Source organism: Streptomyces sp. NPDC019443 (assembly GCF_044389785.1).
In the GTDB taxonomy this organism is placed as follows: Bacteria; Actinomycetota; Actinomycetes; order Streptomycetales; family Streptomycetaceae; genus Streptomyces.
Genome location: NZ_JBIRYJ010000003.1, coordinates 112,793 through 127,945 on the forward strand (window position 1 = coordinate 112,793; position 15,153 = coordinate 127,945).

8 protein-coding genes are annotated in these 15,153 nt (G+C 68.0%); 6 read left to right on the plus strand and 2 right to left on the minus strand.

The genetic code is table 11. The features are described from left to right. The first annotated feature begins 12 nt into the window (after positions 1 to 12). A complete protein-coding gene (locus tag ACH492_RS11010; RefSeq protein WP_398985026.1) occupies positions 13 to 1,197 on the plus strand; it encodes an aminotransferase class I/II-fold pyridoxal phosphate-dependent enzyme in 1,185 nt (394 codons plus the stop codon). Here ACH492_RS11010 and ACH492_RS11015 read toward each other — a convergent pair. Next, positions 1,171 to 3,153: a diguanylate cyclase domain-containing protein gene (locus ACH492_RS11015; RefSeq protein WP_398985028.1), complete on the minus strand. Its 1,983-nt coding sequence runs from the start codon at positions 3,151 to 3,153 to the stop codon at positions 1,171 to 1,173. The genes ACH492_RS11010 and ACH492_RS11015 overlap by 27 nt on opposite strands. A gap of 481 nt (positions 3,154 to 3,634) precedes the next feature. Between ACH492_RS11015 and ACH492_RS11020 the strand changes: the two genes are divergently transcribed. The 4 genes from ACH492_RS11020 to ACH492_RS11035 all read left to right on the plus strand — a co-directional run bounded on the left by ACH492_RS11020 (position 3,635) and on the right by ACH492_RS11035 (position 10,250). Beyond that, positions 3,635 to 6,430 (plus strand): ATP-binding protein, encoded by a 2,796-nt coding sequence (locus tag ACH492_RS11020; RefSeq protein ID WP_398985030.1) that lies wholly within the window; start codon positions 3,635 to 3,637, stop codon positions 6,428 to 6,430. Positions 6,431 to 6,624: 194 nt separating this feature from the next. Next, complete coding sequence (locus ACH492_RS11025; RefSeq protein ID WP_398985032.1) at positions 6,625 to 7,734, plus strand: polyprenyl synthetase family protein; 1,110 nt, start codon at positions 6,625 to 6,627, stop codon at positions 7,732 to 7,734. Continuing rightward, the gene (locus ACH492_RS11030; RefSeq protein WP_398985034.1) at positions 7,731 to 8,825 is read left to right on the plus strand and encodes a terpene synthase family protein; all 1,095 of its coding nucleotides are present in this window, start codon (positions 7,731 to 7,733) and stop codon (positions 8,823 to 8,825) included. The genes ACH492_RS11025 and ACH492_RS11030 overlap by 4 nt, the downstream gene beginning before the upstream one ends. 3 nt (positions 8,826 to 8,828) lie before the next feature. Then, complete coding sequence (locus ACH492_RS11035; protein ID WP_398985036.1) at positions 8,829 to 10,250, plus strand: cytochrome P450; 1,422 nt, start codon at positions 8,829 to 8,831, stop codon at positions 10,248 to 10,250. Positions 10,251 to 10,330: 80 nt separating this feature from the next. Here the strand turns inward: ACH492_RS11035 and ACH492_RS11040 are convergent, their stop codons facing one another. Continuing rightward, positions 10,331 to 12,634 carry an ATP-binding protein gene (locus ACH492_RS11040; RefSeq protein ID WP_398985037.1) on the minus strand — a complete coding sequence of 768 codons (2,304 nt, stop codon included), beginning with the start codon at positions 12,632 to 12,634 and terminating at the stop codon, positions 10,331 to 10,333. A gap of 227 nt (positions 12,635 to 12,861) precedes the next feature. On the opposite strand from ACH492_RS11040, the gene ACH492_RS11045 reads away from it, so the two are divergent. Next, positions 12,862 to 15,015, plus strand: a complete 2,154-nt coding sequence (locus ACH492_RS11045) for an ATP-binding protein (protein WP_398985039.1) — start codon at positions 12,862 to 12,864, stop codon at positions 15,013 to 15,015. Positions 15,016 to 15,153: the final 138 nt, after the last annotated feature.

Here is a 15,153-nt window from a genome sequence, read left to right on the forward strand (position 1 = left end):
GGAAGGCCATTTATGAGCGTCACCAGAAAGTGCACCGGGTATAGCCGTTCCCTCGAACTGAAAAAGAGCGGACTTTACCCTTTTTACCTCAATTTCAGCGAGCGGGACCAGGGCGTGGCTCGGCTTCCAGACGGCCGCGAGGTCATCATGTGCGGCTCCAACGACTACCTAGGACTGAGCACCGACCCACGGGTATGTGACGCCGCCGCAGAAGCATCGCGCCGATATGGCGCGGGCTGCACGGGTTCTCGGCTCCTGAATGGCAACCTCGAACTCCATGACCACTTGGAGAGGAAGCTCGCCAAGTACTTCGGCAAACCAGCCGCCCTGTTGCTGACCACGGGCTATCAGACCAACCTAGCTGCTGTCACCGGCCTCTGCGGTCCAGGGGATCACATTCTCATCGACAAGCAGGCACACGCTTCCCTCGTCGACGCCGCTCGGCTCAGTCGGGCCAGGGTCCAGTGGTTCGCGCACAACGACACACAGGATCTGAGCCGCAAACTCGATCAACTTCCCAAGCAGGCCGGTCGGATGGTTGTGGTGGACGGCGTCTACAGCATGGAGGGCGACCTTTGTCCGCTGCCTGAATTAGTACGGGTGTGCCGACAGTACGGAGCCACTCTCCTCGTCGACGACGCGCATGGCGTCGGCGTGTTGGCCGAGGGCAGGGGAACGTGCGCCCACTACGGCCTCGTGGAGGAAGTGCCACTCGTCACGCTCACCTTCTCCAAGGCTTTCGGATCAACTGGCGGAGCGATCCTCGGCGATGAGGAGGTAATTGAGTACCTCCGCCACAACGCACGCAGCCTGTTGTTCTCCGCGAGCTTGAGCCCGGCCAACACGGCAGCAGCTCTGGAGTCGCTGCGCATACTTCAGGAGGAGCCGTGGCGCTCCAAAGAAGTGATTTCAAAGGCGGATTTCATGCGAAGGGAACTGGCGTCGCTCGGCTATCCAACGGGCGCCGGCCAAGCACCGATAGTCCCCATCGATACAGTGAACGAAAAACGCACTCTCATCGCGTGGAATCTCCTGATTGAGCAAGGTGTATATGTCAACGCGGTACTCCCTCCCGCCGCGTCGCCCCGCCTGAGAAGCAGCTACATCGCGGTGCACACCGAAGAGCAACTCGCACGAGCCCTCGAGGGCTTCGACGCAGTCCGCGACCAACTACTCCATGACGACTTTGTTCATTGAAATGACACGGTCACTTGCCGCCCAACTTGGACGCTGACTGCCGTGCGTCTGCGGCTGATACATCTGAATGCGTCGCTTGCCTGCGGCCTTGGCGCCGTACATCGCCAGGTCGGCATTGCGCATCAATTCGTCGGGGGTGATACCCGGGGTGGCCACCGCGAGCCCGATCGAAGCCGCGACCACGGCCTCGGTACCGGCGAGGCGGTAGGGCTGCGTCAAGGCGAACAGCAGCCGCTCCGCCACCTCCCGCGTCCGGGACTCACACGCCCCAGCCTCCCCCTCCAGCAGTGCGCCGAACTCATCGCCGCCGAGGCGGGCAACGGTGTCTTCCGCTCGTACCGCTGCCTGCAGCCGCTGCCCGGCCTGGATGAGCAGTTCATCACCTGCCGCATGCCCGGCCGAATCGTTGACTTGCTTGAAGCCGTCCAGGTCGAGGAAGAGCACTGCGGGCGGTGCACTGTCGGCCGACCGCTTGGCCAGGGCGTGCTTGATCCGATCAGCGAACAGAGCACGATTGGGCAGGCCGGTCAGCGCATCATGGAACGCCAAATGCTCCAGCTGTGCCTGCAGCGCGACTCGTTCGCTCACATCCCGGCTGTTGGCGATCAATCCGTCGTGGTGAAGGCTGATCATTGACTCGATGTGGCGCCATTGTCCGTCGGCCGACCGCATCCGGCAGGAAACACGACGGCTCAGACTGTGGCTCCTGAGTTCGTCTTCCTCCCTCAGTTTCCCGATGGTCTGTTTCAGCGGCGGCAAGTCGTCGGGGTGAATGAGCAGCGGCAAGCGGGTGCCAAGAAGATCCTCGGGCCGGTACCCGAAGACCTGTCGCACAGCCGGACTGATGTAGAGCAGGACACAGTCCTCGCCGGCGATAGCAATCACGTCACTCGAACCCTGGACGAGCGTACGGAAGTGATCCTCGCGGGTGGCGACCTCCCTCGTGAGGCAGAGACTGTCAGCGTGCACCACGCCTTGACGCACACTCAGTGCACACAACACGGTGCCTCCGACGACCAGCATGACCACATCGAGGCGGTAACCGGACAAGGTGTGCACCACCACGGCCACCGCACAAACGACTACGGGGAGGAACGCCGCCACCACTGCCGCCACGGGCAACTCCCGCCGGTCCACGCCCAGGACGCTGTCGCCGCCGGGCAGCCACGGCGCTGCGGCGATGAGGAACATACCGGTCATCGAGCATGTTTCGGTGACCGGAATCGTGGTTGAGACGACCGGCTCTGCCGAAAAGACGCGGAGCATGTCGCTTATCGCGAAGACCGCAAGACCGAATGCCGCAACGGTGACGGACGCACGCTGCCCGCGTGGCATGGCGAAGCGCAGGACCAGCAACAGTCCCAGGACGAGGATGTCCGCGACCACTCGGCCGAGATCGGACAGCGTTGCCAGGATGTCACCGCCCAGATCCGCCCGATGCAGGAGGAGTACCCAGCCAAGGGTGAACAACGATCCAGCAATCATCCACCCGTCCAACAGCCGTCGCAGCCAGGTCAGCCGCGTGCCGCCGTCGCCGGCCGCGACTACCAGCCCGGCCACGCCCAGACAGAGCGCGACGGCGATGCCGGCCACGGCAAGCAGTTCGACCGCCGAATAGAGCATCCCGGTGGGCGACCGGAGCAATGCTGTCAACTGGCGCAGCACAAGCTCATGCATGCCGGCCGCACCCGTCGACAGGCCGAGCAACAGCAGGCGCAGCCGCACTCGTCCCGTGGCCGATCGCGCCCGCGCGAGGATGGAGAGGACGGCCACTCCGTGCGCGGCGGGCACCCCGACATCGGCCACCGGCAGCCCCAGCTGGGCGAACCGCCCGCCCACCCCAGCGGCGACCGCGGAGCCGATGCACACGGCCTGACCCACTCCCGCCACGTACAGCCACCTGCTGCGCAGCTCGGCCTGTGGCGACCCTCCCCCGTCAGCGCGCTCAAGCACCATACGCAACACGAACTCCCCGAGATTGTGCCCGGCTCAGAAGCGTCGTCCCTGACCTCCACGATGGAGTAGGGACGGCAGGAAGGTAGAGGATCCTTGCCTCTAATCGGGACGTATGATTCGGAGTTCACCTGAATTAACGACAGATCCAGGCATGGTCGAGGCCGATAAGACTGCTGCGTGGTAAGAGGTCGCGGTAGTTGCGACATCGCCGCCCGGGCCAGACTCACGCCACTCGTCGGACGAGGCCGTACCTCGATCGTCGGACGCCGGCCGCGTGGACACGAGGAGGTCAATGCCGGTGGCGGGGCCCCACCGCGGAAGGGACGGCCGTCATGGCGGAGGAGCGGGACCATGTAACGGCGCGTCCACTCTTGAGGATGTACATGCTCCGCCGTCCTCTCGCTGACGGTTAGTCGGGAGATACGCTACGTGAAGAGCGAGATCGCCGACGGGCATGCTCACCGTGCCGGGAGGAGAACAGGTGGTCACGGACCGGTCGGACACGCAGCGAGCCGAAGGCCGAGAACCGGACGAGGAGCAGCGCGAGCGGGACATACGGATCGTTCCCAGAACCCTTGAGCGAGACGCCGAACTGGTCATTGTCAAGGCGGCGTTGGACGCGGTGAGCGGCCGTTCGACGGCGGGTGCGGTGATCCCCTCCGCACGCCGCGGTGGCTTGCTGGCCTTCACCGGACCGGCCGGGGCAGGCAAGACGACCCTCCTGGAGGAGGTGCGTCGCCTTATGGCCGAGCGGGACTGCACAGGGCTCTTCGCGAAAGGCGGCGAGCAGGAACAGAGTCTGGCCTTCCATGTGGTGCGGCAGTTGCTCCAGCCGCTGCTGGCCTCGTACACCGAGAGCGAGCGCCGGGAGGTGCTGGGCGACTGGTACGGCATCATCGGTCCCTGTGTCGGCTTGAGTCCCGCCGCGGAGCGCGCGGTGCCGGATCCGCAGGGGGTGCGGGACGGTCTGGACTGGGTGGTCACTCATGTCGCGGTACGGCGCGGCCCCTTGGTCCTGGTCGTCGACGACGCACACTGGGCGGATGCGGAGTCCCTGGCCTGGCTGAACTCCTTTGCCGCGCGGGTCGAGGACCTGCCCGTACTCGTGGTCGTCGCCTACCGCCCGGAGGAAATGCCGGATGAGGCCCAGGCGTTCAGCGACATGGTCGAGCGGAACCGGGTGCGTCCGCTGGACCTGGCGCCGCTGACGCCGACCGCGGTCGCCGATCTGTTGCGCGAGACGCTGGGCACCGGGGTCGACGACGACTTCTGTCACGAAGCCTGGCTGGTCACAGGCGGGAACCCCTTTGAGACGGTCGAGTTGGCGGCGAAGGTACGCGACCGTCACCTGGTCCCCAGGCGAGAGAACGCCTGTACGTTGCGGGACCTCGCGGCCGAGACCAAGGGCGGTGGTCTGGTGGACCGGCTGGAGCAGCTGGGCACGATCGCGGTGCGGCTGGCCTGGGCCGTGGCCGTCCTTGGCTCCGAGGCGACCTTCAGCCTTGCTGCGTCGCTGGCAGCGCTGGGACCGGCCGAGGCCGCGGAAGCGGCGGATGTGCTGAGGACCGAGCGCATTCTGACGTACGGCATGAAGCCGGAGTTCGTCCATCCGCTGATCGCGACCGCGGTCTATCGGGCCATCCCGCCCGCGATGCGGGTGGCACTGCACGGCAAGGCCGCCTGGGAGCTCGTCGAGGCGGGCGAGGGTCCGGCCGTGGCGGCTCGACATCTGCTGGAGACACAACCGGAGGGCGACGCCTGGGTGGCGGAGCAACTGCGCGAAGCGGCAAGGGAGTATGTGCACCGCGGTGCTCCCGACGCTGCCCGGCGCTGTCTGAGCCGCGCGCTGCGCGAGCCTCCGCCCGCGAGACTGCGGGCCAACGTGCTGCACGAACTCGGTTCCCCGGCGCTGCTGCACGATCCGACGGTGACGGTGAACCATTTGCGGGCTGCGCTGCAGGAGCCGGCTCTGCCGTCGGAACTGCGGCAGAGCATCGTCATCCGTCTCGGGAGGGCGCTGTCGCATTGCGACCGGCTCACGGAAGCCGCGGAGGTGGCGATGGAGGAATTCCGTATCGCCACGGACTCTCGAGTACGTCTGCGCATGCTCATGGAACATTTCATGCTGTCGGCGTTCACCTCCGACGACCGGCAAGCGCCGGTCCTGTCGCGTCGGCTCAGCCAACTCACACAGCGGCTGTCCGGCCAGAGCCAGACCGAACGCTATCTCTACGGGCTGCGCGCATGGGATGCGATGGTGCGCGGCGAACCGGCGGCGACCGCACTGGAGTTCGCGGAGCGGGCGCTGGGTTCGGGCGGGATGAGGTGGACGGACGAGCAGTGGGGCTTCGAAGCCCCGTCGCTGGTGGCGCTCACCTTCCTGTACTGCGACCGCCCGGACCGGGCCGAGGAGCTGTATTCGCAAGCCATCGCAGAGTACGAACAGCAGGGCTGGCGAGGGGTGCACCTCTCGCTCGCCTACAGCCTGCTCGGCTATATCCGCTTCTGGAAAGGCCGGCTCACCGACGCCGAGGACTTCGTACGCGCCGGACTGCAGCTCGGGGACCGCCTGGGGACCGCGGGCACCCATGCCCAGTGGTACGCGATGGCAAGCCTGATCGAAATCCTGCTGGCCCGCGGGGAGACGGCCGCTGCCCAGGAGCTGGCAGTGGAACGCCGGTTCGGCAAGCCGTTCCCGTCGGCCGTGACGCTTCCCGATGCCGAGACCGTCCACGGCGAACTGCTGTTGGCTCAGGGAATGGACAAGCAGGCTGCCGAAGAGCTGGCCGCGGTGGGCCGCCGCCTCGATCTGCGCGGTATGCGCAATCCGGCCTGGTGCCCGTGGCTGCCCCATCTCGCGCTGGCCACCCGGACAACGGACGCTGGGCGGGCGCTGGACCTGGCACGGGAGGCGCTGCGCCGCGCCGAGCGCTTCGGTACGGCAACGGCGGTGGGGAAAGGGCTGTATGTGCTCGCCCGGGTGACGGACGGGCCCGAGGGGATTGCTCTGCTTCAGCGTGCCGTCACCACGCTGGAGTTGGCGCCGTCGTCGTACGAACTCGCGGGTGCTCTGGTGGAACTCGGCACCGCGCTTCGCCGCGCCGGACTCCTCTCGCAAGCGGCCGAGCCCCTGCACCGTGCTGTGGACCTGGCCGGTCAGTGCGGGGCGGGGAATGTTGCGGCGCGGGCGCGCGACGAGCTGGTCGCGACGGGGCTGCGGCCGCGCCGCTTGGAGATGGTGCGGCACGAGCCGCTTAGCGGAGCACCATCCGCGTAGTCAACGGCGCACGGTAGGCCGTGCGCGCCGTGTCGTGCACCACATGGTGGGAAATGATGCGCCAGGGGCAGCAGCATCGTGGTTTCCCCCGGGGTGGAGAGGTGAAGCATCAAGGGCGAACGAACGGGGAGTACATGTCTCCGCACTGATTTGCTCGCTCTTGCTTCCTCGTCTCGCTCCCTCGGAGGGGGGCCATGCGCGTTGCCGTGGCAGGTGCGGGGGGCCACACCATGATGGCCCTCAATGACGCCGTGCTGGACATGGTGGAGATCCGGCTAGCGGTCGACTCGGTGCTTGCGGATTTTCTGGCGGCGAAGAGCCGTTCGGCTCCTCCCCAACTCACCGAACTCATCGGCACGTTACGCAGATTCCTCTTCGTGGGCGGCAAACGAATACGACCGGTGATGTGCGTGTGCGGCTGGTGCGCCGCACATGGTCGCGGAGACCCGGAACCGGTGCTGCGGGCCGCGGCGTCTTTGGAGTTGTTCCACACCTCCGCCCTCATTCATGACGACGTCATGGACGACAGCGACACGCGCAGAGGGCATCGAAGCGTCCACGCATCCCTGGCCGACCGTCACCGAAGCCGCCAAGGCCCAGGGGACGCCGACCAGTTCGGTGCAAACGCCGCCATCCTGCTCGGCGACCTCGCACTGGCCTGGTCCGACGAGTTGCTCCACTCGGCGGGCCTCGCGCCCGTGCCAATGCGTGCGGCCCTTGGCGTGGTGAACGCCATGCGTACCGAGGTCATGTACGGCCAGTATCTCGACCTGCTCGGCACTGGCAGGCCGACCGGCAATATCGCCTATGCCCTGACTGTGAGCCGCTTCAAGACCGCCAAGTACACCGTGGAGCGACCGCTGCATCTCGGTGGCGCTCTGGCCGGATGCAGCACCGCCGTCATGGAAGCCTGCACCGCCTACGCCCTTCCCATCGGAGAAGCGTTCCAACTCCGGGACGACCTCCTGGGAGGATTCGGCGATCCCGCGGCGACCGGCAAACCCATCACTGACGACTTCCGCCACGGCAAGTGCACCGTGCTGATGGCTCTCGCCGTCGCAAGAGCCACTCCTGCGCAACTCCGCCTTCTGCGTGCTCTGGTGGGCCGCCCCGATCTGACCGAGGAGCAGGCCGACTCCGTGCGTGCCGTTCTGGAAGCCACCGGTGCCCGCATCGCGGTGGAGCGGATGATCGCCCGTCGTTTGCGCCGAGCCATGAATGCCCTCGACCACGCCCCCTTCCCGGAGGCTGCCGTCGAAACCCTGCGCCAACTTGCCCACGCCGCTTCCGTAAGGACGTCATGACCGAGTTTTTCCTGCCCGAGCTGCCTCGGCTGCTGCCGGTGGCCTACCACCCCAAGGCGGCGCAGATCGAGTTCCGGTCGAACGGCTGGGTGCGCCGCCGACTCGGCGACTGCTTCGCGAGTGAGGAAGACCTGCTGTCCTTCCTACGTCAGCGGAACGGACTGTACGGACCACTGACCGTGCCGTACGCCGACGAGCAGCGGGCGCTCGACGTCGCCGACTGGTACCAGTACGTCACCGTCATCGACAGCTTCGTCTCGGACCGTTCGGCGCTGGGAGCCGATGAGGCCGGTGCGCGCGAGGTGTTCGCCGACATCATGGACGACTTCCACGGTGACGGCGGCGGGAGCGAGGACTTTCCCTACGGCTTGGCGGGCAAGGAGCTGTGGCGTCGTATCAGTCCTGGACTCTCTCCTGGTCAGACTCGACGGTTCGCCGGTGCTCTCGAGGCGTTTCTGCGCGGGTGCGTCACCGAGATCCGCTTCAAGCTGACGGGGCGGGTGCCGGACTACGAGACCTGTATGACCGTGCGTCTGAACAGTTTCGGCTGCGACTTCATCCGGCTGATGACCGAATACGCGGCGGGCGTCAACATGACCGGATGCGACCGGCTGCTCGCGGAGGTGCACACGCACTGCATGCGGCAGATGATCATCGTCAACGACCTGCTCTCGTGGCGCAAGGAGCATGCGCAGGACGACAAGATGACGGTGGCCCGCGTGCTGATCGAGCGCGAGGGACTCGGTCTGCAGAGTTGCGTCGACCGGCTTCGTGAGCTGGTCGAGCACCATGAGCGGGCCTATATCGCAGCCCGGGACCAGGTGCTGAACGGTCCATACGCAACGCGGGCGGACATCCGCGCGTATCTGAACGGCCTGGACCATCTGATCGGTGGCAGTGCGGAGTTCGAGTACCTCACGCCTCGCTACTTCGGCGACGGCTACGTCTGGGACGGTTCCACCTCGGGCTGGATCAGTCTCACCGCTCCCGTCACCCGATTCCGAGCACGGCCCAACACCCATGCCCATACCCGTACCCATACCGATAGCGGCAGGCCGCAGACGGCGACACCATCCATGACGAGGAGCTGAAGAGTGGCCCAGACTGCACGCCTGCGGTCGAGCACCCGCCTGTCGGGCACCGGCATGGCTGCGCCGTCGACGAAGGGCGTCGCTCCCGGCCGGCTCCCCGTTCTCGGCCATGCGATCCCTCTGCGGCGCCGTCCGCTGGAGTTCCTGGCTGCCCTGCCCGCCCACGGCGACCTGGTCGAGGTCCGTCTCGGCCCCCAGCGCGCCTACCTGGCCTGCCACCCCGAGCTCGTACGTCAGGTCCTGCTGGACCCGCGTACCTACGACAAGGGCGGCCCGCTGTTCGACAAGGTCCGCCCCCTCGTGGGCAACGGCCTGTTCACCTCGGCCTGGGCGGAGCACCGGTTGCAGCGCCGGCTGGTGCAGCCCGCCTTTCACTCCAGCCGGACGGCGTCGTACGCCGCCGTGATGTGCGAAGAGATCGACGCCGTGCTCGGTTCGTGGCAGGAAGGCCGTGCCATCGACCTCGGCGCCACACTGCATGCGCTGACGGTCCGGGTCACCACGCGAACGTTGTTCTCCACCACGATCGGTGGTCGGGCCGTTGCCGACGTACAGCAGTGTCTGCCCATCATCCTTCGGGGCATCTACCGGCGGATGACCGCGCCGGTCGGTCTCCTGGAGCGACTGCCCACTCCGGAGAACAGGCGCTTCGAGCAAGCACGCGGGAGGCTGCGCGCAGTCATCGACGAGACGGTCCAGGGCTGCCGGCTCTCGGGGGCGGACAACGGGGACCTGCTGTCGATCCTGGTCGGGGCCCAGGACGAGGAAAGCGGTGAGCGCTTCACCGATGACGACATCCGCGACCAGGTCATGACCCTGCTGATCGCCGGCACCGAGACCACCGCGAGCGTCCTGGCGTGGACCTTCCACCTCCTGAGCCGGCACCCCGAGGTCGAGCAGCAGTTGCAGGACGAAGCCGACCGCGTCCTCGACGGCCGGCTGCCTGCCTTCGCCGACCTGCCCGCCCTGGACTACGCCCGACGCGTCGTCACCGAAACCCTTCGCCTCTATCCGCCCGCCTGGCTGCTCAGCCGGATCGTCACCGGCGAGACGGAACTGTGCGGACAGAAGCTGAAGCCGGGTACGGTCGTTCTGTTCAGCCCTTACGTTCTCGGCCGCAACCCCCACTCTTTCTCCGGCCCCGATCGCTTCGACCCCGATCGCTGGCTTCCCGAGCGGGCGTCATCAGTGCCGCGCGGCGCGATGGTGCCGTTCGGCGCAGGCAGCCGCAAATGCGTCGGTGACACCTTCGGCCTGGCCGAGGCGAACCTGGCTCTCGCCGCCGTCAGCACACGGTGGCAGCTGCGGCCCGTGCCCGGGACGACGATCCGGCCGAAGCCGGAAGCGGCCCTGGGTACCGGTCCCCTCCGCATGCTCCCGGAGCCGCGCCGCTTCGGGGCAGGCGCGAGGGGTACGAATCCCTGACACCGACCCACCCACCCACCGATCTGTCGATCTGTCGATCTGCCGAGCGGCGACGCTCAGCCAGCGGCCGACTCAGCCGGTCACCGCTCGCCCTCGGGGGAGCGCTCGTCCCCGCCTGCCGCGCGGTCGTGTTCGAAGACCCAGACAGCCACCTGGGCACGGGAGGTGAAGCCGAGTTTGCTCAGTATGTGCTCGATATGGCCCTCCGCCGTGCGCTGGGCGATCACCAGCGTGGCCGCGATCTCCTTGTTGCTCAGCCCCTGCGCGACCAGCTGGGCGATCTCGGTCTCCCGACGGGTCAGCGGGGAGGGCCGCTCGTCCTCTCCACCCGGCTCCACCGCTGCCAGGTGCTCCTCGAGCGCGTAGCTGAGCGCCTCGTCGTAGGAGAGCCGGGAGCCCTTCTTGGCCGCGGCACGGAAGGCCGTCGCGCCGAGGGTGCGGCTCGTGCGGGACTCGCATTCGTCGTGGTACTTGACGAGGTGCCCGTACCCGGACAGCGGCGCGCCGATCGCCTGCCAGACGGTCTGCAGGATGCCCAGGAGCTGGGCGGCGCGCTCGTAGTGCTCCTCCGTGGCGGCGATCCAGGCCAGCACCTCGAGGTTGACGCCGACCCCCAGCGGATCGTCGAGCGAACGGTTGAAGCCCAGGCTCGCCTTTTCGAGCTCGGCGGCGCGACGGGTGTCGCCCTGGCGCCAGACCTCGATTCCGAGCGCCATCATCGTGTAGGCCCGGTGCCAGCCCTCTCCGTAGGCGTCACACACCCTCAGGGACTCCTCGCCGATGGAGATGGCGCGCGGCGAGTCACCGAGGAACGAGTGGAGCAGGGAGAGCCGGATCAGCGACAGCGCGAGTCCCACGGGGTCGTTGGTGGCCTGGTGCCTGGCCACCGCCTCCTCGTAGAGCCCGATCGCGGATTCGGCGTCCCCCCGGTACATGGCGATCATGCCGGAGTACAGCGCGGTGTAGGCGAGTACGGACTCGTCCGCGAGCTGTTTCCCGAGCTTCCCGCTCTCCTCGAGCATGGCCGCCGCCGCGGCGGTCTCGGACTGGATGACGGCCAGCCAGCTGTTGGTCCACAGCGCTCGGGCCCGGACCTGGCTCGGTTCGGTGCAGATGGCGAGGCCCTCGTCCAGCCAGCGCCGTCCCTCGCCGAGGTAGTAACTCGTGATCCAGTGGTAGAGCAGGTCCGATGCCATGGCCAGGCCGGTCTCGGCCTCACCCGGTTCGGCGAAGCTGTACTCCAGGGCTGTGCGCAGGTTGGTGTGCTCCAGGTGGAGCCGGGTGAACCAGGCCACCTGGGACGGACCGAACAGCTCGGCACGCGCTTCGCCCGCCAGCCGCCGGTAGTAGTCGCGGTGGCGCCGTTGCCAAGGTCCCGTCTGCCCGGCTGCGACGAGCTGCTCCCGGCCGTACTGCCGCAGTGTGTCCAGCAGCCGGTAGCGCACCGTCGCATGGGGCTCCTCTCTGAGGAGGACGGACTTGTCGACCAGCCCGGTCACCACGTCGAGGACCTCTTCGCGGCTGATGCCGTCGCCGGAGCACACCTCCTCGGCCGCCTCCAGGTCGAAGCCGCCGGTGAATACCGAGGCGCGAGCCCAGAGCAGCCGCTCCTGGTCGGTGCACAGAACGTAACTCCAGTCGATCAGCGCGCGCAGTGTCTGGTGGCGCGGCAGCACCACCCGCGAACCGGCGGTGAGCAACTGGAACCGGTCGTCCAGCCGCTCCAGCAACTGTTGTACGGAAAGGGCCCGCAGCCGGACGACGGCAAGCTCGATTCCCAGCGGGATGCCGTCCAGCTGCCGGCAGATCCGTTCCACTGCTTCGCGGTTGGCCTCGGTGACGGAGAAGCCGGGCAGGACGGCGCCCGCCCTCTCGATGAACAGCCGTACGGCGTCGCACCGGGTCAGCGACTTGGTGGAGAGCCGGGGGTTCTCGGTGCTCGGCAGGTCCAGCGTCGGCACGGCCAGGGTGTGCTCGTATGTGAGGCCGAGCACCTGCCGACTGGTGGCCAGGATCTTCAGGTCGGCGGTGGATCGAAGCAGGGAATCGGCCAGCACTGCGCACTGCGGCAGCAGGTGCTCGCAGTTGTCCAGGATCACCAGCGTGCGCTTGTCCCGCAGGTGGTCGGTGAGGATGTCCAGTGGCGGCCGGGACGAGTGGTCCCGGATCTCCAGCGCTTCGGCGACGGTCTGGGCGAGCAGCTCGGAATTCTCCAGGCCCGCGAGTTCGACCAGCCACACGCCGTCCGGAAACGCCGACCGGACCTCGGCTGCGACACGTGACGCCAGCCGCGTCTTGCCGACTCCCCCCACACCGGTGAGCGTCACCAGGCGCGATCCGGACAGCCTGCGGCGGACCTCGGCCACCTCGTTCCGACGTCCCACGAAGCTCGTCACCTCGGCAGGCAGCTTGCCCTCTTGCCGACGTGTCGAGACGCTTGGTGCCACGACAGCCATCGATTCCTCGGATCGGTCCCCTGTCCACGGCGTACCTGCCGTTTGTGCCGGGCCGACGCAAACCAGCCTATTCCTCCGCAGCTCCGGCCGTCCCCGCCGGGCGGGGGGCCGAAGAGGAATCCAGTCCGCCTCCCGCAGGGTGCAACCATGGTGTTATGTCCGCCCACGGTGCCAACGGCACTCGTCCCCATCTCCGGCGGGGCACTTCCTTCGGCGACGAGTCCTCGCTGATCGGCCGCCGACGGCAGCTGGCCGAGGCCAAACGGATGCTGCGGCACTCTCGCCTGGTGACCCTCACCGGTGTGGGGGGCGTGGGCAAGACCAAGCTGGCAATGGGAGTTGCCGACGAGACGCGAAGGGCGTTCCCGGACGGCGTATGGCTGGTCGAGCTCGGCGCGCTGGAGGAAGAAGGGCTGCTCCCGCAGACCGTCGCCACCGCGCTCGGGCTGCGGGACCAGTCGGCCAGACACCCGACGGACATGCTCTGCGACCATCTGCGTGACGCGCGGTCCCTGATGATCCTGGACAACTGCGAGCACATCCTGGACGGCTGCGCGGCGCTCACCGACCGGCTGCTGCGTGCGGCTCCCCGGCTGTGCGTGCTGGTCACCAGTCGCCAGCCCCTGGGGGTGGACGGCGAGTCAGTCCTCTCGGTGCCCGCACTGGCCGTGCCGGAACCGCATCGAACGCTCCGCCCCGCGGAGGCCGGCCACTACGCGTCGGTCAGGCTGCTCCAGCGGAGGGCGGCCGAGGCGTCGCCGGATTTCACCCTCGGCGCCGAAAACCTGGAAACGGTCGTCCGGCTCTGCCGGCGCCTGGACGGCATCCCGCTCGCCATCGAACTGGCGGCGGCGCAACTGAGGACGCTCACGCCCCAAGAACTCCTCCGACGGCTGGACGAGCGTCTCGAGCTCTCCCCGGCACAGACCACGGCGGACTTGCCCCGGCACGAGACCTTGCGCTCGTCGATCGACTGGAGCTTCGATCTTTGCTCCCCCGGTGAGCAGCGGTTGTGGGCGCGCCTGTCGGTCTTCGCCGGGAGCTGCGGGCTCGAGGCGGCCGAAGCGGTCTGCTCGGGTGACGGCATACCCGAGGAGCGCATCTTCGACCTGGTGGCGGGGCTGGTCGACAAGTCGGTCCTGATCCGGGAGGAGCAGGGTACCCAGGTGCGCTACCGCCTGCTGGAAACGATCCGGCAGTACGGCGCGGAGCGTCTGGCCGATGCCGGGGAGAAGCCGGCCCTGCAGCGCCGCCACCGGGACTGGTACCTCCAGCTGGTGGACCGCGCGGAGGCGGAGTGGCTGAGCCCGCGCCAGGAGACCTGGCTCGCCCGGCTGCAGAGCGAGCACGCCAACATCCGCACCGCTCTGGAGTTCTGCCTCAGCGAGCCCGGCCAGACACAGGCGGGGCTGAAGATCGCCGCGTCGCTGTGGTTCCACTGGCTGTGCAGCGGACTGATCAGCGAGGGCCGCCACTGGCTCGGCAGGGCACTGGCGCTCGCGCCGCAGGACACGGTGGCCCGCGGCAAGGCGCTGTGGGTGGACGGCTGGCTGTCGGTGCTCCGGGGCGACACGGCCTCTGCGCTGCCGCGGCTGGAGGAGTGCCGGGCTCTCGCTCTCCGGCTTCACGATGCCTCGACCCTGGTCCACGCCACGCAGTACCTGGGCGGACGCGCGCTCTACGAAGGAGACTTCCGCCAGGCGATCGGCCTTCTGGCAGAAGCCGTGGAAGGCCACCGCGCGGCCGGCGACCGCAATGGCTTGATGACCGCTCTGTATCAGCTCACCTTGGCATGCGCCATGTCCGGCGATCCGCGTGCCGCGGATGTCGGGAAGGAGTGCCTGGACCTGTGCAATGAGGCGCACGCGCCCTGGTCCCGCTCCTATGCCCTGTGGGCGCTCGGCCTCCACCTCTGGCGCCAGGGCGAGCCGAGCCGTGCGGCAGAACTCCTCCGCGACGCCCTGAACGCCCGCCGGGTCGTAGGGGACGGGTGGGGAATCGCCCTGTGCATGGAGGCGCTGGCCTGGACGGCCGCCTCAGCCGGCGAGGCGGAACGCGGTGCCCGGCTGCTGGGCGCGGCGGAGGTCGTGTGGCGTTCCATAGGGATCTCGCAGTCCGGGTTCCGGCACCTGGCCGCGGGACACGAGGGGGCCGAGATCAGGCTCCGCACCGATCTCGGCGATCGCCGATATGCCGCGGCAGTCCGGCGCGGAGCGAAGATGGGACTCGACCGGGCGGCGGACTGGGCCTTGTACGGCTCCTCGGCCTCGACTCCGTGGGCTCCTCGGGAGGCGGCGGCCGGCCAGTGACAGGGGCGGGAATGCGGGAATCCGCAGCGGCGCCGCACGCGGAGCGATGACGTCGACACCCTGCGAAGCACGTCGCGGGCCCACTGCGGGTGGTTTCAGGTACCAATCCGGGGATTTATCCCCTCCCCGTCACTTTCT